General features: G+C 72.1%; 20 protein-coding genes. 9 read left to right on the top strand and 11 right to left on the bottom strand.

The annotated features are described in order from the left end of the window. Positions 1–35: 35 nt before the first annotated feature. The 5 genes from ACZ6TD_RS03685 to ACZ6TD_RS03665 all read right to left on the bottom strand — a co-directional run bounded on the left by ACZ6TD_RS03685 (position 36) and on the right by ACZ6TD_RS03665 (position 5,731). Positions 36–1,277 (bottom strand): acyl-CoA dehydrogenase family protein, encoded by a 1,242-nt coding sequence (locus ACZ6TD_RS03685; protein WP_471350358.1) that lies wholly within the window; start codon positions 1,275–1,277, stop codon positions 36–38. A gap of 12 nt (positions 1,278–1,289) precedes the next feature. After that, the gene (locus ACZ6TD_RS03680) at positions 1,290–1,784 is read right to left on the bottom strand and encodes a flavin reductase family protein (protein ID WP_471350354.1); all 495 of its coding nucleotides are present in this window, start codon (positions 1,782–1,784) and stop codon (positions 1,290–1,292) included. 173 nt (positions 1,785–1,957) lie between these two features. Further along, complete coding sequence (locus ACZ6TD_RS03675) at positions 1,958–3,301, bottom strand: PucR family transcriptional regulator (RefSeq protein ID WP_471350352.1); 1,344 nt, start codon at positions 3,299–3,301, stop codon at positions 1,958–1,960. Between the two features lie 183 nt (positions 3,302–3,484). Then, a complete protein-coding gene (locus tag ACZ6TD_RS03670) occupies positions 3,485–4,171 on the bottom strand; it encodes a GntR family transcriptional regulator (protein ID WP_471350346.1) in 687 nt (228 codons plus the stop codon). Positions 4,172–4,357: 186 nt separating this feature from the next. Beyond that, positions 4,358–5,731, bottom strand: a complete 1,374-nt coding sequence (locus ACZ6TD_RS03665) for an aminopeptidase P family protein (RefSeq protein ID WP_471350342.1) — start codon at positions 5,729–5,731, stop codon at positions 4,358–4,360. Positions 5,732–5,946: 215 nt separating this feature from the next. Here ACZ6TD_RS03665 and ACZ6TD_RS03660 point away from each other — a divergent pair, with 215 nt between their 5' ends. Then, positions 5,947–8,298, top strand: coding sequence for a collagenase (locus tag ACZ6TD_RS03660; RefSeq protein ID WP_471350339.1), 2,352 nt, complete (start codon positions 5,947–5,949; stop codon positions 8,296–8,298). A gap of 82 nt (positions 8,299–8,380) precedes the next feature. Here the strand turns inward: ACZ6TD_RS03660 and ACZ6TD_RS03655 are convergent, their stop codons facing one another. The 4 genes from ACZ6TD_RS03655 to ACZ6TD_RS03640 form a co-directional block, all read right to left on the bottom strand. Beyond that, positions 8,381–8,962: an Rv1733c family protein gene (locus ACZ6TD_RS03655; RefSeq protein WP_471350336.1), complete on the bottom strand. Its 582-nt coding sequence runs from the start codon at positions 8,960–8,962 to the stop codon at positions 8,381–8,383. 177 nt (positions 8,963–9,139) lie between these two features. After that, on the bottom strand, positions 9,140–9,979 hold the full coding sequence (locus ACZ6TD_RS03650) for a rod shape-determining protein (RefSeq protein WP_471350332.1): 840 nt from the start codon (positions 9,977–9,979) through the stop codon (positions 9,140–9,142). Next, complete coding sequence (locus ACZ6TD_RS03645) at positions 9,976–10,344, bottom strand: TraR/DksA family transcriptional regulator (protein ID WP_471350328.1); 369 nt, start codon at positions 10,342–10,344, stop codon at positions 9,976–9,978. The genes ACZ6TD_RS03650 and ACZ6TD_RS03645 overlap by 4 nt, the downstream gene beginning before the upstream one ends. Positions 10,345–10,392: 48 nt before the next feature. Then, a complete protein-coding gene (locus ACZ6TD_RS03640) occupies positions 10,393–10,722 on the bottom strand; it encodes a TraR/DksA family transcriptional regulator (RefSeq protein ID WP_471350325.1) in 330 nt (109 codons plus the stop codon). A 375-nt stretch (positions 10,723–11,097) separates the two neighbouring features. On the opposite strand from ACZ6TD_RS03640, the gene ACZ6TD_RS03635 reads away from it, so the two are divergent. The 3 genes from ACZ6TD_RS03635 to secD all read left to right on the top strand — a co-directional run bounded on the left by ACZ6TD_RS03635 (position 11,098) and on the right by secD (position 15,712). Further along, positions 11,098–12,060 (top strand): HAMP domain-containing sensor histidine kinase, encoded by a 963-nt coding sequence (locus tag ACZ6TD_RS03635; protein ID WP_471350322.1) that lies wholly within the window; start codon positions 11,098–11,100, stop codon positions 12,058–12,060. 2 nt (positions 12,061–12,062) lie between these two features. After that, positions 12,063–12,770: a response regulator gene (locus ACZ6TD_RS03630; RefSeq protein ID WP_471350319.1), complete on the top strand. Its 708-nt coding sequence runs from the start codon at positions 12,063–12,065 to the stop codon at positions 12,768–12,770. A 725-nt stretch (positions 12,771–13,495) separates the two neighbouring features. Then, the gene (gene secD / locus ACZ6TD_RS03625; protein WP_471350315.1) at positions 13,496–15,712 is read left to right on the top strand and encodes a protein translocase subunit SecD; all 2,217 of its coding nucleotides are present in this window, start codon (positions 13,496–13,498) and stop codon (positions 15,710–15,712) included. A gap of 176 nt (positions 15,713–15,888) precedes the next feature. Here the strand turns inward: secD and pdxA are convergent, their stop codons facing one another. Then, the gene (gene pdxA / locus ACZ6TD_RS03620) at positions 15,889–16,902 is read right to left on the bottom strand and encodes a 4-hydroxythreonine-4-phosphate dehydrogenase PdxA (protein WP_471350312.1); all 1,014 of its coding nucleotides are present in this window, start codon (positions 16,900–16,902) and stop codon (positions 15,889–15,891) included. A gap of 241 nt (positions 16,903–17,143) precedes the next feature. On the opposite strand from pdxA, the gene ACZ6TD_RS03615 reads away from it, so the two are divergent. From ACZ6TD_RS03615 to ACZ6TD_RS03595, 5 genes are all read left to right on the top strand, one after another. Beyond that, on the top strand, positions 17,144–17,455 hold the full coding sequence (locus ACZ6TD_RS03615; protein WP_471350309.1) for a hypothetical protein: 312 nt from the start codon (positions 17,144–17,146) through the stop codon (positions 17,453–17,455). Beyond that, complete coding sequence (locus ACZ6TD_RS03610; protein WP_471350306.1) at positions 17,452–18,432, top strand: aldo/keto reductase; 981 nt, start codon at positions 17,452–17,454, stop codon at positions 18,430–18,432. The genes ACZ6TD_RS03615 and ACZ6TD_RS03610 overlap by 4 nt, the downstream gene beginning before the upstream one ends. A 41-nt stretch (positions 18,433–18,473) precedes the next feature. Next, positions 18,474–19,259, top strand: coding sequence for an HpcH/HpaI aldolase family protein (locus ACZ6TD_RS03605; protein ID WP_471350303.1), 786 nt, complete (start codon positions 18,474–18,476; stop codon positions 19,257–19,259). After that, complete coding sequence (locus ACZ6TD_RS03600) at positions 19,259–20,212, top strand: phosphoglycerate dehydrogenase (protein ID WP_471350300.1); 954 nt, start codon at positions 19,259–19,261, stop codon at positions 20,210–20,212. The genes ACZ6TD_RS03605 and ACZ6TD_RS03600 overlap by 1 nt, the downstream gene beginning before the upstream one ends. A 97-nt stretch (positions 20,213–20,309) precedes the next feature. Further along, positions 20,310–21,737 (top strand): Nramp family divalent metal transporter, encoded by a 1,428-nt coding sequence (locus tag ACZ6TD_RS03595; RefSeq protein ID WP_470003675.1) that lies wholly within the window; start codon positions 20,310–20,312, stop codon positions 21,735–21,737. A gap of 362 nt (positions 21,738–22,099) precedes the next feature. On the opposite strand, the gene ACZ6TD_RS03590 is transcribed toward ACZ6TD_RS03595, so the two are convergent. Then, on the bottom strand, positions 22,100–23,188 hold the full coding sequence (locus ACZ6TD_RS03590; protein WP_471350297.1) for a saccharopine dehydrogenase NADP-binding domain-containing protein: 1,089 nt from the start codon (positions 23,186–23,188) through the stop codon (positions 22,100–22,102). Between the last annotated feature and the right edge of the window lie 36 nt (positions 23,189–23,224).

Raw genomic sequence — 23,224 nt, 5'->3', positions numbered from 1 at the left:
GGACGTGCCGTCGGCGGCCGTCGGTGAACTTCGTCCTACACCATCACGGACACCGTGCCCCGGATGCCGAACAGCGACTTCCCGTAAATCTCCGCGGCCACCTCGGGGTTGAGGACGGCGTGACGGCTCCCGGTCTCGATGTCGCGCCAGATGCGCTGCAACGGGTTGGACTCGCCGAAGCTCGAAGCCCCCTGGGCCGAGCACACGATGCGGACCGCCTCACGCGCGTGGACCGCCGCCATCCCCGCGTCCATCCGCATCCGTGCCCGGGCGTCGTAATCGGGGAACACCCCGGACCGTGCGGCCTCGTCGATGTCAGCGGCCGCGCGGTAGGCGTGCAGTTGGGCGGAGTCGGCGAGCGACGCCGCCTTCGCGGCGGCGAGTTGGATGGTGGGTGCCTCGGCCTGGGAGGTGTAGCTCGTCAGGGTCAACGCCCGCCCCGGGGCCCTCTCCACCAGGAGATCGACGGCGGCCGTGGCCAGCCCGAGCTGCGGCCCGGTCAACACGAGCGCGGCGGTCGGCACGAACGGTCCCCGGTAGAGCGTCTCGTCGGTGAAGGGCGTGGCGTAGCGGCCCTCGATGGCGTCGGGGACGGAGTGGAAGCGGTGTGCGGGTACGAAGAGGTCCTCGCCGACGAGCGTGTTCGACGCGGTCCCGCGCATGCCCGCCACGAACCAGGTGTCCTCGACGGTCAGCTCCGACATCGGCGCGAGCACGATGCCGACGGCGTCCGACGTGTCCTCGGCGTCCGGCCGGGTGACCCCGAGGACCGCCCAGTCGGCGTGGGCGCATCCGGATGCGGGGGCCCAGCGCCCGCTCACCCGGTACCCGCCCTCGACCGCGCGCGCGGTGCCCGAGGGGGTCACGACGCCGGCGACTCGGGCGTCGGGGGTGTGAGCCCAGACGTCGTCCTGGGCCTGGGCGGGGAAGAGCCCGACGAACCACGCATTGGCGTTGAGCAGTGAGGTCACCCAGGCGGTGGAGCCACAGGCGCGCCCGACCTCGCGGCTGACCTCCAGCAGGGTGCGGTGGTCGGCTTGCAGACCGCCGTAACGGGCGGGCCGCATCAGCGAGAGCAGACCGGCCTCGGCCAGGGCGCCGATGTTCTCGGCGGGCACTCCGCGCTCGCGGTCGGTCAGATCGGCGTTGCCGGAGAGCAGCGGTCGCAGTGTGGCGGCGCGCTCGACGAGGTCGGCCCGTAGCTTGCGCGCGGCGTCGGTGGTGCGGGGAACGTCCATGGTGATGTTCATCGTCGTCACTTCGGTGTCAGGGGTCATGCGGGGTACGAGTCAGCTCGCGACAGCGAGCGGGGCGTGTGTGCCGAAGATCCGGCGCGCGTAGATCAGCGGGGCCGTGGAAGTCGACTCGGCCTCCTCGGGGCACACGACGAGCAGGACGTGGTCACCGCCGTCCACGTGGCGTTCGACGCGTCCCGCCGTCCAGCCGGCGGACTCGGGCAGGTAGGGCAGTCCGGCACGGACGGTCCAGGTGACGCCGTCGAACTTCGAGCCCGGTCCCCGGCGTCGACGGGCGAACGCCGACGCCAGCTCCTGCTGGTGGGCGCCGAGGATGTTCACCCCCACCCGGTCACCCGGCTGGAGGTGGGCCAGCAGCCCCGAGGCGCGGTCAAGGGCGAAGCTCGCCAGCGGAGGGTCGAGCGAGAGCGAGGCGAAGCTCGACACGGTGCTGCCGTGCGGTCGCCCGTCGGCGGTCGTCGCCGTCACCACGGTGACCGGGGAGCACACCCCGCTCATCAGCTCGACAAAGGTCTCTCGGTCGATCATCGCAAGCCTCCCGTTGGGCTGGAATCCGTCCGTCGGGATGCGCGGCCTCGTGCGTCACCGCGTCCGACATCAGGAAGTAGACCCCGGCTCCCGGGGCGGCCGCTTGGTCTGCCGGCTCAGGATTCCGCTCTCCCGTTGGTCTGCCGGGCCGAGCCGAGACCGGTCCATCGGGCTCACCGCTCGACGTCGCGAGGCAGGAGCACCGCGTCCCCCAGTTCCTCGGCGAGCGCCAGGGCGGTGTGGAGGGCGAAGCGGCGGTCATCGAGGTCGTGTCCCAGCACCTCCTGGGCCCGCTTCACGCGGTAGGTCACGGTCCCCCTGGCCACGTGCAGGCGCCGGGCGACGTCCACGAGGCTGCGCTCGGCGCCGATGTAGTGGTACAGGGTGGTCCGCAGTGCCTCCATCGCCGCGCCGCGGGCGGCGAGCCCGCCGAGTTCACGTCGCACGAAGTCGCCGGCCGCGTCGAGATCGGTGGCCAGCAGCGCGATGGCGGCGACGTCGGCGTACGCGGTCGCGTACCTCGGAACCCGTCCGGCCTCGCGCCGCAGCCGCTCGACCCTCTCCCCGCGCTGGGCCTCGCGGTGAGAGCGGCGGAAGCCCGCGACGCCGTAACCCGGGGCCCCGAAGGCCGCCTGCATCCGCTGCCGGGACAGTGCCTCCGTGAGGGGCTCCCATGAACCGGTTGGCTGCGTCCCCTCCGGAGGTACGGTGCCCCACGCCCACAGCCGCCCCGAGGCCACGGGGACGACCAGCGTGGTGGTGGCGCCACGGGCTCGGAGCACCTCGATCGCCGCCGCCTGTAGCGTGGAGCCGTCGTTCGGCGAGTCCGACCACACCACCACCGCCTCGTGGGTCCGCCGCAGGTCGTAGCCGAGGACACGCGACGCCTCGTCCACGTCCCTCGCCGATCCATCACTCAGCAGGGAGCGCACGAGGTCGGCCCGTGCCGCCGCTGCGCTGGTGCTCCACACCTCGTGCTCCACGAGGTAGGTGCGGATCATGGTGTCGGAAAGCTCATCGACGTAGGAGAACAGCTCGCGGGAGATCGCCGTGACCTCATCGACCGCCTCCTCCGGGTGGACCAGTTCGGCACAGGCCCGCAGGAACGCCTCGGTCGTCGCCGCGTGCCCGACCCGGACGCCGTGCAACACCCGCTCGAGCGGTACGGCCCGGTGAACGAACTCGCGGATGCCCTCCAGGATCGCCTCATCGGTGGGCGGGGCGGCCGCCGGGCCTTCCGCCAGAGTGAACAGCGCCCGCAGGGTGGTCGCTTCATTGCCTCGGCGGAGCATCTCGACCGCGGCCGGGCTGTCGCCGAGGACCGGCACCTCGCCGACGATCCGCCGCAAGACCACGGAGTTGAGTTCGATCGCCCAGCGCACGGGGCCCGCGCCGATGCGCGCGACGGCGTCCTCGACGATCGCGCGCGGGCTTGCCGCCCGGTCGAGGTCGACCTCACTCTGCGGGCCAAGCCGCGCGATCCAGGCCCGCCGCAGCGGCCGACTGGTCTCGGTCACGTTGCCATACTCAGTCCAACCCGAGGGGCTGATCAACTGGGGATCCGAGTTCGCCGCCGCGATCCGGCGTCTCCAGCACCACCCGGCAGATCGGCCGTGTCCTCGGCACGGCCGTGCTGGGCGCCCTGCTGTCGGCGTTCGCCACCGGCTTCGTCAACGCCATGCACACCGCCACCGACTCGGTCATCCGCCCTGCGGCTCGGGATGACCCGGCTTGGCCCACAGCGAGCGCACGTGGCCAAGGTGGCGGGCCATGCACTGCTCGGCGCCCAGCGCGTCACCCGCGACCATCAGATCGAGGAGCTCGATGTGCTCTTCGGCGGACGGGATCAGCTGGTCGCGCTCGTCCAGTGTGGTCAGTCCGTACAGGCGTGAGCGTTTGCGCAGGTCGCCGACGGTTTCGACGAGCCGGTCGTTCCCGGCGAGCGCGAGCAGGGACAGATGGAACTGACGGTCGGCCTCCAGATAGCCGATGAGGTCGTGCTCGCGCGCGGCGCGCACGATGTCCTCCGCCACCGGGCGCAGCGCTTCCAGGTCCTCGCGGGCGGCGCTGTGGGTGATCCGGCCGATCATGGGGACTTCGATCAGGGCGCGGATCTCGGTGTACTGGTCGAGGTCGCGTTCGTTGACCTCGGTGACGCGGAAGCCCTTGTTGCGCACCGGTTCGACGAGGCCCTCGCGAGCCAGGTCGAGCATCGCCTCGCGCACCGGCGTCGCGGAGATGCCGAAGTCCTCGGCCAGGCCGGGTGCCGAGTAGACCTCGCCGGGGCGCAGCTCACCGGAGATCAGCGCAGCGCGCAGGGCGTGGGCCACCTGGTCGCGCAGTCGCTCCCTGGTGGTGATGAGGTTGCGCTGCTTGAGGTGGCCCATGACGGTTGGTGTTCCCTTCGTGCCCCGTGCCCTCACGGCCGAGAGGATCACCAGAGTACAATGTCATGTTGTTCTGGCGGGTGTTGTTCTTGCGGGTGCCCGTGTGCAGGCGCGGTTACGGCTACCAATGTGGAACGCCCAGGCGTGATGTTCGTGTTCGCGCGGGCCGTGGCTGGAAGCCTTCGTTCAGCGACTCTCGATCAGCTCTCCCATCCACGCCTCGATCGCGTCCGGGGTGCGCGGCAGGGCGCCTGACATCAGCCGTGCTCCCTCGGCGGTGATGACCAGGTCGTCCTCGATGCGTACCCCGATGCCCCGCAGTTCGTCCGGGAGCGTCTCGTCGTCGGCCTGGAGGTAGAGGCCGGGCTCGACCGTCAGCACCTGACCCTCCGCCAACGTCCCGTCCAGATAGGTTTCCGCCCGTGCCCGCGCGCAGTCGTGGACGTCGAGCCCGAGCATGTGCCCACTGCTGCAGAGGGTGTAGCGACGGTGGAGGTCGCCCTCGGGACTCTTGAGCACACCCCATTCGGTGAGCCCCTCCGCGATCACGCGCATCGCGGCCCGGTGGAAGTCACGGAAGCTCGCGCCCGGCCTGAGCGCTGCGATGCCCGCGTCCTGGGCGGCGAGCACGAGGTCGTACACCTGCCGTTGTACGGGCGAGAACCGCCCGGAGAGCGGGAGGGTGCGCGTGATGTCGGCGGTGTAGAGGCTGTCCGTCTCCACGCCCGCGTCCAGAAGCAGCAACCTCCGCGCGTCCAGGGGCCCGTCGTTCCGTATCCAGTGCAGAACGCAGGCGTGGGCACCGGACGCCACGATGGTCTCGTAGCCGGTGCCGTTACCCTCCGCGCGGGCGCGCAGGCCGAAGACGCCCTCGATCCAGCGCTCGCCGCGTGGGTGGGCGAGGGCGTGCGGCAGGGCGCGTACCACGTCTTCGAAACCGGCGACCGTATGGTCCACGGCGAGCTGTAGCTGTCCCGCTTCCCAGGCATCCTTGACCAGCCTCAACTCGCTCAAGGCCGCGGACAGTTCGGCGTCGGCCGTGGCGTCGCGGCCCGGCGGCAGCTCCGCCTGGTCGCCGATGGCGGCACAGCGGATGCCGGTCATGCGCGCGGTCTCGTCGAGGTCGGGGCGCCGCCCGACCCAGAACTCGCCGTAGCGCCGGTCCCGGTAGAAGCCGCCATCGGTGCGCGGCGAGCGGGGCCGCACATACAGGACCGCCTCATGCCGGTGGGGCCCGTCCGGCTCCAGCACCAGGACGTGTCCGGCCTGCTCTTCGCCGGTCAGACCGGTGAGCCAGGCGTACGCGCTGTGCGGCCGGAAGCGGTGGTCACAGTCGTTCGAGCGGACCTTCAGCTCTCCCGCGGGGACGACCAGCCGCTCGCCCGGGAAGCGGGCGGACAGCCGGGCGCGGCGAGCGGGGGTGAAGTCGGCGGCGGCCAGTCGGATGTCCGCGGGCAGCGGCGTCGGCGCCCAGCCACCCGCCATGAAGACCTCGAACTCCGGTGAGACGGGCAGGTCATGGCCGGCCGTCTGCGGTGCGCCGGTCAGGGGATCGTGCATTGGTCCTCCTTGGTCCGTCGTGATCCGTCCTTTGACAAGCTCTCCGCGGTCCTTCGCGTCGAGGGCCTTGCACCCTGTGCAATTTCACATTATTACGTTACGCATCACATGGCACCACGTTCTGCGCTCGCGAACGCAGCCCTGCACAGGGCAGTTCAGGCCCTGAGAAGCACCGCTGCCCCGTAGTCCTTGCCACCTCCCCACAGGAGCCAACGGTGTTCCACTCGAGAAACCCGCGCGGATCCACGCGCGGAAGTCTGCTCACCGCCCTGGCGGCGATGACGCTCTGCGTGACGGCGACCCCGTCCGCTCACGCGGCCGTCCCCGCCCCCGCGCGGCCTTCGGTGTTACGGCCGGCCGCCTCGCCCGACCCCTTCGACAGGGTCGACCGCCTGGCCAAGGCCCCGGACCGGGTACGGAAGGTCCCGGCCCCCGGCGGCCTCACCGATGGCGGCGTCCCCGGAACCCGAACGCCCGGGCCGAAGAGCCAGGGCCGCGCCGTCACCCCGCGCGCCACACTCGGCACGGCATCCGTGCCCTGCACGCTCGACGGCGTCACCGGTTTGTCCCCGGAGCGGTTCGCCGACTTCCTGGCCGACCCCGCCGTCACCGCCGACGGCTGTCTGCGCTCGATCCTGTGGACCTGGGACCGGCGACTCGTCCCCGTCATGTCGGACGAGCACGTCCAGGCCGTCTCCCGCCGCATCACCCAACTCGCCGCCTCCCACGACGGCAAGGACGGCAGCCATCTGCTGGAGATGTTCACCTACCTGCACGCGGTGGCGTACCAGGACTTCTCGCACGACGAGATCGACATCACCGACGCGCCCACCGTCAACGCCATGCGCGAGGCCGTCGACGCCTTCGGCTCGGCCGCCCGTACCTTCGACGCCACCCGGCCCAACGCCGAGACCCTGCGCGAAGCCCTCGACGCGGCCTCCGCCCCCGGCCTGCGTCAGCACCAACTGTCCCTGATCAAGCGGGTTCTGGCCACCATGGACGCCCAGCACCCCGATACCGCCCAGGACACCTCCTGGGGCGGTGCCGCCCTCGCCGCGCTCACCGTGAACTACCTCGGCGTGTATCCCGGCAACAAGGACGCCGCCTTCCACGCCGCGGTGACGGCCGACCCCTCGTACCGGGCGACCTTCAGCTCCTTCGCCGACCACACCCACCTCACGGACGGGCCCAACGCCTGGGTGATACGCGACGCACTGAGCGAGTACGGCCGCTTCGGCCAGATCGAAGGGCTCCGCGACGAGATCGTCTCGGGCCTCGGCAACCTCCTGGACACCACTGCCCGCAACTTCGGGGACAGCAGCGCACCCTGGGCGAAGGTCGCCACCTGGCTGGGGGTGTTCGAAGCCTGCGCCCCGTACCACGTGTGCAAGGACGACGTCGAGAAGCGTCTCTTCCCGTACACGTACACCTACGGCACCGACGACACCGACGGCATCCAGGTCCGCACCGCCCTCAACCGGGACACCGTCGACCAGCTCACTTACGCGAGCAAGCGGGTCAAGGCGCAGTTCCACCGTGTGCTCGGCACGGAGACGCCCCTCGCGGGCGACGCCAACCCCACGCTGCACGTCGTCCTGTACGGTTCCCGCGCCGACTACGAGAACTTCCATCCGCTGCTCACCGGCATGGACACCAACAACGGCGGCGTCTACATCGAGAGGGGGGCGACCTTCTACACGTACCAGCGTCGCGTCCCGCAGGACTCCACACTGACCCTGGAGGAGTTGTTCCGCCACGAGTACACCCACTACCTCAACGGACGCTGGGCGGTGCCCGGACTCTTCGGCGAGGGCCCCTGGTACGAGGGCGACCGGACCACCGCGATGGACGAGGGCACTGCCGAGTTCTTCGACGGCGCCACCCGCGACGACGGCATCCGGGTCCGCAAGTCCCTGGTTCAGGGGATCATCGACGACACGGCCGGCGGCGGGCCGCGCATGACCGTGCACCAGCTCCTGCACGCGACGTACGACGGCGACGGCTTCCGCTTCTACGACTACGCGGGCACGTTCTTCGAGTTTCTGTGGGCCGAACACCCCTCCCTCCTGCGGGAGATGTACCGCGACCTGCGCTCCGACGACCCGGCGGCCTACGATGCCTGGCGCGACCGACTCGGCGGGGACGCGGGGCTGCAGAGCGCGTACGACCACTTCCTCGACCAACAGATCGCCCACGTCGGCGACTTGTACGTGCCGCACACCACCTACACGCCCCCGGGTGAGCTCCGTGACACCTCGGCCGACCAGATTCGCTCCTCCTTCACCGCGATGACCGCGTCCGACCCGAACTGCCGTGCCACCGGCGCGCCGGAGCGTCCCCGGTTCGTCTGCACCGGCCGGATCACCGCGAACCTGACCAATGCCGGCGACCCGGACGCGGTCTTCGAGGACATGTCCGAGACGGTCGACTACTTCATCCTCGACCGGGCCGCGGGCGGCGACAACAACCTGACCGACATGAACTGCTGGTTCGGCGAGGTGGACATCTGGTCCAACCAGCGCGCGGGCACATCGGACTACACCTGCGAGGGTCCCCTCCGCGGCTGACGTGTCACCAGCGTCGGAACCGCGCTCCTGGCCCATGGTCAAGGCTTCTTGAGCCGGGGGCGCGGCCGCTGTGGGCCGTGGCTCAGGGGGACGTGGTCCAGCGTGGCGCGGTCTCGGCCCACTCGGTGTCCCACTCGGCGAGATTGCGCCGGCGCAGGACCACGGCGGCGACCCGGTAGGCGGCGGCACCGGCGAGGGTCACGGTCAGGAAGGCCACCAGCGCCCAGCCCATGGTGCGGCTGCGGATCTGCTCGGTGGTCATGGGCGGCTCGGCGATCGCTCCGTCCGTGTCGACCCACACCTCGACGGAGCTGCCCGCGTTCAGCCCGGGCAGGACATCGGTCTCGGCGGTGCGGGTCTGCCCGTTCGGGTCGGTGAAGCGGACCGTGGCCGGGTAGCGGTTCTCCCTCGCTTCCGCCGATCCGGGCTCCGGGTGATCCGGGGCGTCGTGGGTGAGGACGGCGGTGGTGAGGCGCAGGGTCTGTCGCTGGTGCTCGGCGGCCGCGCGGTAGTGGCGGTGGGCGGCGTCGCCGACGGCGAACATGGCACCGAGCCCCAGGATCGGCACGAGCAGCAACAGCGCCAGAGCGATCCGGCCCTGAAGGCGGTCCGTGCACCGGCACAGCGGATTGTGCCGCCAGCGCCACAGCGACAGGGGATGCACGAGCCCGTGGTGCGGTGGGCCGGGGGGTGGCTGCGCGGGAGGTATCACGCCGGACACGGTGGTTCTCCTTCCAGGGCAGGGGACTGACCGCGACCGGGTGCGGGCGGCGCGGTCGCGGGACGCCAACTGGCGTAGGGGGATGGCGTACAGGAGACCCCGGCCGGTGGGACGGCGGGGTCAGCGGGAAAGCGGGCCGGGCCCGGGTGGGGACGTGCCACTGGCCGACGGATGGCCGTGCGCGGCCCGCAGGATCTTGGCGGCGCCGCGGATCGCCGCGGTGTGCGGTGCCGGAACGGCCCGCAGAGGCGCGTGCGTGCCGCCGATGAGCCGGTGAGTGAGGTCGGGGCGCAGGGCGCCGCCGCCGGCCAGCAGGGCTCCCCGGGTCAGGGCCTCGGCGGTGAGGGACGTGCGGTCCTGCCGGAGCATTGAAGTGATCATGGTGCTGATGGCTTCGCTGATCTCCGCCGTGGCGCCGGCGCCCGCGAGGTCGGTGGTGCCCACGGCGGTGCGGCGGGCGTCGAAGACCAGGCCGTCGAGGAGGAGGACCACTTCGGTGAGGTGGGCGCCGATGTCCACCACGAGCAGTGGCAGGGAGAGGTCGGCGTCCGCGGCCAGGGCGATGGCGCGTGCGGTGGGGACGGTCAGGACCGCGCGCGGGCGCAGCACCTCCACGGCGGCGCGGGCGCGTTCCCGGTAGGCGGGGCCGCCCAGCACGGGCGCGGTGACCACCACCAGCGGTCGGGTGAGGCGGGGCAGGCGGTGGCTGAGCAGCCGGTCGAGCATCCGGGCCGTTCCCGGAACGTCGACGATGGCGCCGCGCTGGATCGGGTACACCGCCCCGGCACCGGGGAAGGTGATGGTGGGTACGTCGAGGACCATGCCGCGGCCGGCGATCCAGGCGCGGGTGCGGGCGCTGCCCAGGTCGAGGGCGAGGCCGCAGCAGTGCCGGCACGACGGCCAGGGCCGGTGCCGGTGCCCGGCGGGGCAGGCGGTCCGGAAGCGGCGGAGGACGGTCATCGCCCGGCCTCCCGCACCTGCTGGCACCGTGCGCAGTAGCGGGCCTGTGGAACGATCATCAGGCGTTCGCGTTCGACGGGGCGACGGCACAGGTGGCACGTGCCGTAGCGGCCCTCGGCGATGCGTCGCAGCGCCGCCTCCACGTCGGCGAGGACCATGCGCGCGGAGGCGGCGACTTTGACGTGCACTTCGGCCTGGGCCGCGGAGCGGCGCCGGAGCAGGTCCTCGGCGCGGGGCGGCGCGGCGATCTGCCGAAGCTGTTCCTGGCGGAAGAGGCGCTGTTCGCGCAGGTTCTCCCGCAGCGCGGCAAGGTCCTCGGACGACAGGTGCGTGGCGGGGTCGCCGATGGTCTGGTGGTTCACCATTCACCCCTTTGAGCAGGGCGGAGACGAAGACGGGTCGGATGGGGCAGGTCAGGCGGTGGCGCGGCCCTGGCAGGCGACGCAGTACCGGGTGTAGGGGAGGATCTCCAGGCGTTCGGCGGGGACGGGCTTGGCGCAGCCCTGGCAGGTGCCGTAGGCGCCGTCGTCGACGCGGGCGAACGCCTCGTCGATCTCGGTGAGGACTCGCCGGATCGCCTCCGTCTGCGCGGACACCAGATGGGCGTCCGTGCTCTGGGCGCTCTCGTCGAGGGCCCGCAGCTGGGCCAGACGGCTGTTGCGGGCGTGTTCGAGGCGCTGGCGGGCCTCATGAGAGGTCAGCCGCCCGGGTCGGGGGCCGGTCCGGGTGGTGTCGAGCGGCACGATGAGGTCCTTTCCCGAAAAGCGCGTTACGCGCGGCAGCGGCCGCCCGGTTCCGCCGGCCGCGGTCTCCACGACCGCGGGCACCGGCCGTACCGGACGGCTCGATCACCTTCGACTCTGCTCGACTCGCCGTCGAAAGCCCATCGGGCGCGGACCCCATTTGCCCGGGACGGCGGTGACCACAGGGCGATGGCGGGGGACGGCGCATGGGTACCCGATGACCTCGGATATGGGGAACGGACCCCATCGACCGCGCGCGGTGCGGGAGGCAGGCTGTGTCAGGCTCGGTCGTGATCAGCCGGCGGCTCCGCCCGGGGTGCGATGAGCGAGAGTAGAGCTGATCACACTCGGAGCGCAGAAGGAGGAGTTTTCCCGGTGTCGCTGTTCTGGCGGATCTTCGGGCTCAACGCCCTGGTGCTGGGCACCGCCACGGCGCTGCTGCTGTGGGCGCCGGTGACCGTCTCCGTGCCGGTGCTGCTGACCGAGGCGATCATCCTGGTCGGCGGTCTCGCCGTCATGCTGGTGGCCAACGGCACCCTGCTGCGCTGGGGCCTGGCCCCGCTGGACCGGCTGACCAGGCTGATGACCACCGTCGACCTGCTGCGCCCGGGCCAGCGGCTGCCCGTGCCCGGCGCCGGCGGCGGCAGCGAGGTGTCCGAGCTGATCCGCACCTTCAACGCCATGCTCGACCGGCTGGAGCACGAACGCGCCACGTCCAGCGCCCGGGTCCTGCTCGCCCAGGAGGCGGAACGCCGCCGCATCGCCCAGGAACTGCACGACGAGGTCGGGCAGAGCATGACCGCGATCCTGCTGGTGCTGGGGCGTGCCGCGGACGACGCCCCCGAGCCGCTGCGCGAGGACCTCCAGCAGGCCCAGGAGATCACCCGGGAGAGCCTGGACGAGGTCCGCCGCCTGGTGCGCCGCCTGCGGCCCGGTGTCCTGGACGACCTGGGCCTGGTCAGCGCGCTGACCTCGCTCACGCAGGACTTCGCCACCCATACCGGGCTGCGCGTCGTGCGCCGCCTCGATGCCGACCTGCCCACCCTCGACCAGGAGAGCGAGCTCGTGCTGTACCGGGTGGCTCAGGAGAGCCTGACCAACGCGGCCCGCCATGCGGACGCGCGGCAGGTCGAGGTGAGCCTGCACCGCGTCGGCGAGGCGGTGGTGCTGGAGATCGCCGACGACGGCCGCGGCATCGAGGCCGCCTGCGAAGGCGCCGGGATCCGCGGCATGCGCGAACGGGCCCTGCTCGCCGGAGCCACCCTGGACATCACCTCGACGCCCGGCACCGGTACCCGGATCCGCCTCACCACACCCGCCCCCAGGAAGCAGCTCTGACCATGCCCGATCCGACCCCGCCCGGACCCACCACGGCCTCGGCACCGTCTCCCACGACCGCGACGCCGATCCGCATCCTGCTCGCCGACGACCACGCTCTCGTACGCCGCGGGGTGCGCCTGATCCTCGACAGGGAACCCGACCTGGAGGTCGTCGCCGAGGCCGGGGACGGCGCCGAGGCCATCGAGGCGGCCCGGAGCCAGGAGATCGACCTGGCCGTGCTCGACATCGCCATGCCGCGCCTCACCGGCCTCCAGGCCACCCGCGAGCTGGTGGCGCTCAAGCCGGGCCTGCGCATCCTGATGCTGACGATGCACGACAACGAGCAATACCTGTTCCAGGCACTCAAGGCCGGGGCCTGTGGCTATGTGCTGAAGTCGGTCGCCGACCGCGATCTGGTCGCTGCCTGCCGGGCCGCGATGCGCAACGAGCCGTTCCTCTACCCCGGCGCGGTCACCGCCCTCATCCGCAACTACCTGGACCGCGTCCGCCACGGCGAGGAAGACCCCGACCAGCTCCTCACCCCCCGCGAGGAGGAGGTCCTCAAACTCGTCGCCGAAGGGCACTCCTCCAAGGAGATCGCCGAGATCCTCTTCATCAGCGTCAAGACCGTGCACCGACACCGGGCCAACCTCCTGCACAAACTCGGTCTGCACGACCGGCTGGAGCTGACCCGGTACGCGATCCGCGCCGGTCTCATCGAGCCCTGACGCCCGCCCCGCCCCTCACCAGCGACCGGGGCCCCGGTCGTCCACTCCTCGGCCGGAGCCCCGGACCGGTACCCCGCGTCGAGCACCCAGCCGGAAGTCGAGCACCAGCAGGAAGGGGACGGTGCATGCGTCCAGCACCCCGCACCGTCCCGACCGCCCGGCACCGGCTCGCGGGAACGCTCATCGCGTTCCTCGCCGTCCTGCTGGCGTTGGTTCCCGCCGACACCGCGCGCGCCGCTTCCGGTCCGGTGCCCCATCCGGCCTCGGCGGCCACGGGCGCCGAGCGCCCGGACACCGGTCCCCGCGCGGATGACCCGTGTGCCGCGGGCTGCCCGGCCCAGGCCAGGGTCCGGCACGACCACCTCGGTGAGCGTGAGCGCCCGTGCCCACCGGATCATCACGCCGCCGGCCCCCGTGATACGGACGCCGCCCCGGCTGTCGGTGCCCGTGCCTCAGCGCCTTTCGCGTGCGTACCCGTCTCTCCCGGCCGATCGGTCCATGACCGCGGCCGGGCCCCTCCGGCGCCCGCGGGCACCTGACGCGACCGATCACCCTTTCCTCCGTCGCGGCCGCGCGTGCCGCTGCCGCGACGTGCCTGCCGGAGGCTCGTGTTGAAACGCCGGAACAGCCGAAAGAGCTGGAACAAACGGAGTAACTGGAACAAAAGGAGTAACAAGAACCAGCGTGACAAGTCCCTGCGCGCGCGTGCGCTACTCGCCCTCGCCGTGATCGCCGGATCGCTGGCCATCGCCCTCACCACGCCGGTCCGCCTCGGCCTCGACCTGCGCGGCGGCACCCAGATCATGCTGGAAACCCGCTCCACCCCCACCACCGAAGCCGACGCCGCGGCCACCGACCGCACCATGGAGGTGCTGCGCGGCCGCGTCGACGCGCTCGGCGTCGCCGAACCGACCCTCGTCCGCTCCGGCGACCACCGCATCCTCGTCGAACTGCCCGGCGTGTCTGACCCGAAGAAGGCCGCCGACGTGCTGGGCCGCACCGCGCAGCTCACCGTCCACGCGGTCCTCGGCACGGCCCGGACCGCCGACGGCGCCACCTCCTCACCGGCCGATCCGGCCAAGGAGCGCGTGCTGCCGGACGAGTCCGGACAGCCCCTGCGACTGCGGGCCGCCGATCTGACCGGGCGGGACGTCGAAGGCGCCGACGCACGCTTCGACCAGCAGGGCGGTGCGGGCTGGCACGTCACGGTCGACTTCTCCAAAGCCGGCCAGGACCGATGGCGGCAGGTCACCGCGCGGGCCGCCTGTCACCCGGCCGGCGACCCGCAGCGCCGGGTCGCCATCGTCCTCGACAACAAGATCATCTCCTCGCCGCAGGTCGACCCCTCCGTACCGTGCGGGACCGGCATCCCGGGCGGCACCACCCAGATCACCGGCTCCTTCGACGACACCGAAGCCCGCGAACTGGCCCTGCTCATTTCCGGCGGCGCCCTGCCCGTACCGGTCGAGACCGTCGAACAGCGCACCATCGGCGCCACGCTCGGCGATGCGGCGATCGAGGCAGCGGCCTGGGCCGCCGTCATCGGCACCGCGCTGACCGCACTGTTCATCATCGTCGTCTACCGGCTCCTGGGCCTGCTCGCGACCGCGGCCCTGGCCTGCTACGGCCTCATCTCCTACGCCGCCCTGGCCGCGCTCGGCGCCACGTTGACCCTGCCGGGCCTCGCCGGGTTCGTCCTGGCGATCGGCATGGCCGTGGACGCCAACGTCCTGGTCTTCGAACGCGCCCGCGAAGAGTGCGCGGCCCGCAGCCGCCCCAGCCCCCGCTCGGCGGTGACGGCCGGGTTCCGCGGTGCCCTCAGCGCGATCGCCGACTCCAACATCACGACACTGATCGCCGCGGCCCTCCTGTTCGCCTTCGCCTCCGGCCCGGTACGCGGCTTCGGCATCACCCTGGCCATCGGCGTCCTCGCCTCGATGGTCAGCGCCCTGGTGATCAGCCGGGTGCTCGCCGAGTACGCGGTGGGCCGCCCCGCGGTCCGCCGTCGGCCCCGCGTCACCGGCATCGCGAGCACCGGATGGGTCCGCGACCGGCTGCTGCGCCGCGACCCGTTCCTGCTGCGCCGTCCCCGCCGCTGGCTGGCCGCTTCCGCCGCACTCGCCGTCGTGGCCGCATCGGGCATCCTCGTCCGCGGCCTGGACTTCGGCATCGAGTTCACCGGCGGCCGGCTGATCGAGTACGCCACCAGCACCCCCGTCGACCCCGACCGGGCCCGCACCGCCCTCACCGACGCCGGGTTCCCCCGCGCGGTCGTGCAGTCCTCCGGCGACACCGGGCTCACGGTGCGCGCGGAGCACCTGACCAACACCGACGAGGCCACCGTCACCGAATCCATCAGCGCCCTCGGCGGCGGGACGAAGAAGGTCCGCGACGAACTGATCGGCCCCAGCATGGGCGACGAACTGCGCCGCAACGCCCTCATCGCCCTCTCCCTCGCACTGGGCGCCCAACTGCTGTATCTCGCGGTCCGCTTCCGCTGGTTCTTCGGCACGGCGGCCGTCGTCGCGCTCGCCCACGACGTGGCGATCCTCATCGGCGCCTTCGCCTGGCTCGGCAAGCCCATCGACGGGGTCTTCCTGGCCGCCCTGCTGACCGTCATCGGCTACTCGGTCAACGACTCCGTCGTCCTCTTCGACCGCGTCCGCGAACTGCTCGGCCGCGACCGCACCACACCGCTTCCCCGCCTGACGAACCAGGCGATCCTGCAGACCCTGCCCCGTACCGTCAACACCGGCATGGGCGCGGCATTCATCCTCACCGCCCTCGCCGTCCTCGCGGGCGACACCCTCGCCGACTTCGCCCTCGCCCTCCTCATCGGCCTGGCGGTCGGCACCTACTCCTCCGTCTTCACCGCCGCCTCACTCACCATCGAGTTGCACCCGCCCCGGAAGGCGTCGCGGCCGTCGCGGTCATCGACGTGACGCGCCGCGAGGACCTCGAGCGGTTGACGGACGTGGCGGTCGACCGGTTCGGTCGGCTCAAGCCGCCTTCGCGAGAAACCTCGACCACTACGTGGAGTTCAGTGTCCGAGCGGCACACCGACCGGCTCCGGTCACCGGTCGCCCGCTGACCCGAGCCCCCTGCCGGAGGCGGCGGTTCAGGGCGCTGGGGTGACCGGCACCGTGGCCATTTCGGCCGCCTGGCGCAGCGCCTCCACCATGCTGCCCGCCTCCGCCGTGCCCGTTCCGGCGATGTCGAAGGCGGTGCCGTGGTCGACGGAGGTACGGATGACGGGCAGGCCCACGGTGAGGTTGACACCCGCCTCGATGCCCAGGACCTTGACCGGGCCGTGGCCCTGATCGTGGTACATCGCCACGATCAGGTCGTAGTCGCCGCGTGACGCGAGGAAGAAGGCGGTGTCGGCGGGGAGCGGACCCCGGGCGTCGACGCCGGAGGCACGCAGCTTCTCCAGGGCCGGGACGATCTTCTCGTCCTCCTCGCCGTAGCCGAACAGGCCGTTCTCGCCCGCGTGCGGATTGATGCCGCAGACACCGATGACGGGGTCGGGGGTGCCGGCGCGGACCATCGCCTCGTGGCCGCGGCGCACGGTGCGCTCGACGAGGCCGGGCTCGATGCGGTGGACGGCGTCGATCAGGCCGATGTGCGTGGTGACGTGGATGACCTTCACCTTCTCGGTGGAGAGCATCATCGAGACCTCCTCGGTCCCGGTCAGGTGGGCGAGGAGTTCGGTGTGGCCGGGGTAGAGGTGGCCCGCGGCGTGCAGCGCCTCCTTGTTGAGCGGTGCGGTGCAGATGGCGTGCACCTCGCCCGCCACGGCGAGTTCGGCGGCGCGCTCGATGTACGCGTACGCGGCGCCCCCCGCGACCGGCGACAGCTTGCCCCAGGGCAGGTCGGCGGGGAGCAGTCCGAGGTCGACGACGTTCACGCGGCCGGGTGCGAACTCGGCGGCGCGCGGGTGGTCGACGGCCGCGATCTCGCAGTCCAGACCGAGGACGCGGGCGGCCTCGCGCAGCCGCCGCGCGTCACCGATGACGACGGGGCGGCAGCGGGTCAGGACGGCGTCGTCGAGCAGGGCCGCGACGACGACCTCGGGGCCGATGCCGGCACCGTCGCCCATGGTGACGGCGATGAGGGGGAGGGGGGTGGGCATGTGAACAACTCCTAGGCGGGAGGCGGGGGCGGACGGCAGGAGACGGACGGTGAGGTTCGGGTGGCTGCCGTGGAGGCAGCCGGACGGGGCCGCGGCGCGACAGCGATGCGCGGCGGCGGATCCCCGGCACCGTCGATGGACAACACGGTCAGGCCCAGTGAGGATCATGACATAAGCTGCGTGAACTGCGCGAGACATCTTGCGTGATTTACGCAACCGTGCGAGCGTTCCCATGGCGCCGATGGCCGTCACCCGTGGGCCGCGTCGCCGTCGTGGGCGCGACGCGGACCGGCTTACCCAGCAGATCGCAACGCATCGCACCGCACTCGGCCGCCGCGCGGCGCGTCGCCGGGAACCACCGCGGCGACCGGTCGAGGCCGCGTGGCCGCACGGCGCCACGTGCGATGCGCACATCGCGCATGTGATCGCCTACGAGAACGACCGCACCACCCCGCCTCACCTGCACCACCCGCACCACCCGCACCACGCACCACCCGACACCACGCACTACCCGCACCACGCACCACCCGCCTCGGAAGGAACCCGCCCGTGACCGTCGGTCTCGCACTCCCGCATGTGCCTGTCCCGCTGTCCCCTCTCGTCCTCGGGACGATGACCTTCGGCGACACCGCCGACCGCGCGACGGCCGCCGCGATGGTGGACGCCGCGCTCGACGCGGGCATCACCGGCGTGGACACCGCCAACGGCTACGCGGGCGGCGAGAGCGAGCGCATCCTCGCCGAGCTGCTGCCCGGCCGCCGCGACCGGGTGGTCCTCGCCACCAAGGCCGGCATCCCGCACCCCGACCAGGGCGAGCACGCGCCGCTCTCACCCGAGGGCCTGCGCGCCGCGCTCGACGGGAGCCTCAGGCGCCTGGGCACCGACCATGTCGACCTCTTCTACCTGCACCAGCCGGACCGCGGGACACCGCTCAGCGCGACCCTGGCGACCATCGCCGAGTTCGTCCAGGCCGGCAAGGTCCTCGCCCTCGGCGTCTCCAACTTCGCCGCCTGGCAGATCGCCGAGCTGAACCGCGTGGCCGACGAGGTCGGCGGCCCCCGCCCCGTCGTCGCCCAGCAGCTCCACAACCTGCTCGCGCGCCGCATCGAGGAGGAGTACGTCGAATTCGCCTCCAGCAGCGGACTGCGCACGGTGGTCTACAACCCGCTCGGCGGCGGTCTGCTCACCGGCCGCCACCGCTTCGAGCGGGTCCCGGCGGGCGGGCGCTTCGGCGACTCCAAGCTGGCCGCGATGTACCGCGAGCGGTACTGGAACGAGGAGGTGTTCCAGGCCGTCACCGACCTCGGCCGCATCGCCTCCGACGCGGGCCTGCCGCTGACCGACCTGGCCCTGCGCTGGCTGCTGTCCCGGCCCTCCACCGACGCGCTGCTGCTCGGCGGCTCCAAGGTCGAGCACCTGAAGGCCAACATCGCCGCCGCGTCCGCGGGCCCGCTGCCCGCGGACGTCCTGGCCGCCTGCGACGAGGTCGGCGCCCGGCTGCGCGGCCCGATGCCCGCCTACAACCGCTGACCCCGCCGCCCACCCCGCAACGTCGCAAGGGAGACACACACATGGCCACCGGCCGCACCTCCGCCCAGTTCATCGCCGCACTGCGCGATCGCGAGCAGCTCATCGGCTACTGGTCGCTGCTCGACTCGCCGATCGCCGCCGAGCGCCTCGCCCGCGTCGGGTACGACTACCTGGCCTTCGACGCCCAGCACGGGCTCTTCGGCTACCAGGGCATGCTGAACAACCTCCTCGCCACCGACACCAAGGGCAGCACCGCCGTCGGGATGGTGCGCGTCGAGGCCAATGACCTCACCTACATCGGCAAGGCGCTCGACGCGGGGGCGAGCGCCGTGATCGTCCCGATGATCGACAACGCCCAGGACGCCGCCGACGCCGTGGCCGCCGTCCGCTACCCGCCGCTGGGCCGCCGCTCGTACGGCCCGATGCGCGCCCAGCTCCGCATCGGCCCGAACCCGGCCGACACGCACGATCAGACCGCCGTCCTCGCGATGATTGAGACGGCCGACGGCCTGGCCAACCTCGAGGAGATCTGCGCGACCCCCGGCCTGGACGGTGTCTATGTCGGCCCGTCCGATCTGCGCCTGGCCATCGGCGGCGCGACGTCCACCGACCCTTCCGTACAGGACGAGTTCGAGCAAGCCCTCGCCCGCGTCCGCAAGGCGGCCGAGGCGGTGGGCATCGCGGCCGGCATTCACAACGCCGACGGCGAGAGCGCCGCCCGTCGCCTCGCCGAGGGATTCACGTTCGCGACGGTCGCGGCCGACGTCGTGCACCTGCAGCAGATCGCGACGTCCCACCTCCGGGCGGCGCGCGGCGAGGCCCGCTGATGCCGACCACGCTCATCACGACACCCACCTTCGCCCGGCATTCGGCGCGGCCCTGGCGAATCCTGGAGGAGGCCGGAGCGGGCCCGCTGCGCCCCCGCGAGGACGCGGCGCTGCCCACCGCCGAACTCCTTCAGTACGCGGCCGAAGCGGATGCGCTGATCGTCGGCATGGACCCGATCACCGCCGAGGTGATGGATGCCGCGCCCCGCCTCAAGGTGATCGCCAAGCACGGTGTCGGCGTCGACACCATCGACGTGGCCGCCGCCCACGCGCGCGCGATACCCGTGGTGTGCGCGCCGGGCAGCAACTCGCGTGCGGTGGCGGAGTACACCTTCGGCCTGCTGCTGTCCGCGAGCCGCTCCCTGACCGCCTCGCACACCGCCGTGGCGGCGGGCGACTGGCCGAAGCTGTTCGGCCCCGAACTGCACGGCAAGACGCTGGGCATCGTCGGCTTCGGCCGCATCGGCCGCCTGCTCGCCGGCTACGCCCGCGCCTTCGGGATGGACCTGCTCGCTCACGACCCGTACGTCTCCGAGGCCGACATCCGCGCGCACGGCGCCGAACCGGCCGCGCTCGACGCCCTGCTGGAGCGCGCCGACGCCGTCAGCCTGCACACCCCGCCCGACCCGTCCGGCACCCCGCTGCTCGACCGCTCCCGCCTGGCGGCGATGAAACCGGGCGCGATCCTGGTCAACGCCGCGCGCGGCGGCCTCGTCGATGAACGCGCGCTCGCCGACCTGCTCGGCTCCGGGCACCTCGGGGCCGCGGCCCTCGACGCGTTCGGCACCGAACCGCTGCCCGCCGGCCACCCGCTGCGCGTGGCCCCGCGCACCGTCCTCACCTCCCACATGGCCGCCTGCACGCCCGAGGCCAACCAGGTCATGGGCGCGATGGTGGCCGAGGACATCGTCCGCGTACTGGCGGGTGAGGAGCCGCACCACCCAGCGCGCTGAGCACCACGGCACACGGCACCACGACACGCCCCCCACGCGACCCCAGTCCCCATTCCGGATACCGGCGACGACGCCGGAAGATCCTCTAAGGACCGATATGTCCACCACGACCGACGGCGCCACGGCGGCGCCGCCACCCGCGCAGACCGACCCGTACGCGCTGCGCGCCGAAGACGCCCGCCCGGCCCCCGAGACCTTCCGCGGCCGACTGCGCCACCTCGGTCCCGGGCTCGTGCTGTCCGCCGCCGTCGTCGGCTCCGGCGAGCTGATCACCACCACCTCGCTCGGTGCGAAGGCCGGATTCGCCCTGCTGTGGCTGGTGATCGTCTCGACCGCGGTCAAGGTGTGGGTGCAGATGGAGCTGGCCCGCTGGACCATCCTCAACGGCCGGCCCGCGCTCGACGGCTTCCGCGATGTCGGCCCCCGGATCGGCCGGCTGAGCTGGATCAACTGGCTCTGGATCGGCATGGACTTCGCCAAGATGTTCCAGCGCGGCGGCATCATCGGCGGCACGGCGGCCGCCTGCTCGATCCTGCTGCCGATCCACGGCGCGTCGCTGAGCACGTCCTCGCTGACGATCTGGGCCCTCATCGTGACCGGCGCCGCCATCCTCATCCTGCAGACGGGCAAGTACCCCGTCGTCGAGCGGGTCGAGATCGTGGGCATCACCCTCAAGACGATCATCACGTTCGGCCTGGCCCTCGCCCTGCCGTTCACCGCCTTCGGGTACGGCACCGAGCAGCTCGCCGGCGGACTGAGCTTCGAGATCCCCGCGGGCACGGTCGGCATCGCGCTCGCCATGTTCGGCATCACCGGTGTCGGCGCCGACGAGATGACGACGTACACCTACTGGTGCCTGGAGAAGGGCTACGCCCGCTGGACCGGCCCCGACGACGGCAGCGAGCAGCGCGCCCGGCGGGCCGAGGGCTGGCTCAAGGTCATGCGGCTCGACGTGGGCGTCTCCTGGGTCGTGTGCACGATCTGCACCCTGTCCTTCTACGTGATCGGCGCCTCGGTGCTCCACCCGCAGGGCCTGGTGCCCGAGGGCAACGACATGATCACCACGCTGTCGCACATCTACACCGACACGCTCGGCCCATGGGCGGAGTACCTGTTCCTGGCGGGCGCGATCGCCGTCCTCTTCTCGGTCACCGTCGCCTCCTCGGCCAGCGTTCCCCGCCTGTGGACCAACACCCTCGGGCTGCTCGGAGTGGTCGACTGGCACGACATGCGCGCCCGCACACGCACCATCCGCATCCTCACCTGCTGTCTGCCTCCGGTGTGGATGTGCATCTTCCTGTGGGTGCAGTCCCCGGTCCTGATGGTGCAGATCGGCGGCATCGGCGGTGGCATCTTCCTGCTCGCCGTCGTCGTCGCGGTCTGGCGCCTGCGCTACACCGGCGTCCCGCCCCGCTTCCGCGCCAACCCCTGGCTGACCGCCGCCCTCGTCCTCAGCAGCGTGGCGATCACCTTCCTCGGGGTGTACGGAGTGCTCGACACGCTCGAGCTCACGCCCGGCAGCTGAACCCGGCGTACCGGCCGCCTCGTCCGCCGCCAGGGCTCTGACCAGGGAGTATGCCCTGTTCAGGGCCTTCGGCCGTGGCGTTGAACGTGACGGACCCGCTGCTGGCTGATCAGAACGGCAAAGCTGGTGGCCATGGTGCGCTCGACAAGGACCGATCATCTGCCGATCGAGGCATCGTCTGCGGAGGCCGGGCATGCGACTTCTCCGCCTCGCCGACGAGTTGACGGTGCGGGCGAGGAAGGCCCGGCAGATGACTGATCCTTCCGTATGGTGCCGCGTGAAGCGATCTTCTGAAGTCATCCAGAAGTCTCTACGTAGAGGGTTTCGCGTGGCGCAGCGATGTCCAGGTGGCCGTGAGGGGCTCAGCTGACCTCGATGTGGGCCGCCGGATCGGCCGAGAGCGCTGCCGTCGTCTCCCGCGGGTCAAGGACGTCGGCCGCGAAGTGGATGCCGGGTGGGATGCGGCCTGTGAGGAGCGCTCGCGTCGTGGCGGCTGTCATGAGGCCGCTGAGCTCGTAGGAGTCGTCGGCGCGCAGGGTCAGCGTGCGCGCGGGTGGGCCGTCGGTGCTGCCGGTCCACAGGTGGAATTCCTGTCCGTACCAGGAGCCGTGGCGTCGTACGTCCTCGGCGGCGGCGGTCACGAGGGCCGCTGGGTCGGTGTCACCCAGGGCCCAGGCCATGGCCAGTTCCTCGGGTAGCCGGTCGCCCCCGAAGACGGTGTACCAGCGGATCTCGCCGATGTTCAGAGCACGGGCCAGTCGCCCCGCCTCGGTGGACAGGAAGGGGAAGGCGTTCACCGGCTGGGGGAAGGCGGTCAGGGAGAGGCCGCGGCGGGGTTCGAGCGTCCGCGGGCGCACGCCGCCCTCGCGCCAGGCGGCCCCGGGGGTGCCGTGTTCAGGGCCGTGGCTGAGCAGGACGTCACCCGCGGCCGCCGGGCTGAGGGCCGCGACTCCGCCCAGGTAGGCGTCGAGGCGTACGGGGCGGTCGGTGCCCAGGGCCAGGGCGCGCGGCAGGAGTCCGGAGAGGCCCGGCAGCGCCCCGGCGGACAGGACGGCTGTTCGCCCGGCCGTGAGCCAGTCGCGCCGATCGCACCGGGCGCGGAGACGGATGGCGGCCGGGTCGTCGCCCGCGGCGTCCACGTAGCCGGCGCCGCGGTGCAGTGCGGCGCGGGCGACCGTGTCCAGGACGCGGTAGGAGGGGCCGGCGCAGTTGACGACCAGTCGGCAGCGGGCGGCGAAGCGGTCGAGGGAAGCGGGATCGTCCAGATCGACGGCAAGCGCCTCGACCGGGGGGCCCGCGGGGCTGAGGGAGCGGGCGAAGGCGGCGGCCCGTGCGGGGTCGCGCCCCGCGATCAGCAGCGGGCCCGTGCCTGCCTGGCGCAGGCGGCGTACCGCGGCGCTCCCGACGGCTCCGTAGCCGCCGAGCACGCCGATTGTCGTGGTGCTGTCCATCGTGGGTTTCCTTCGCCGGTCACTGTCACTGGATGC

This window comes from Streptomyces yongxingensis (assembly GCF_055597465.1).
The sequence above is the reverse complement of the archived record's forward strand: the minus strand, read 5'-3'. Positions and strand labels throughout refer to the sequence as shown.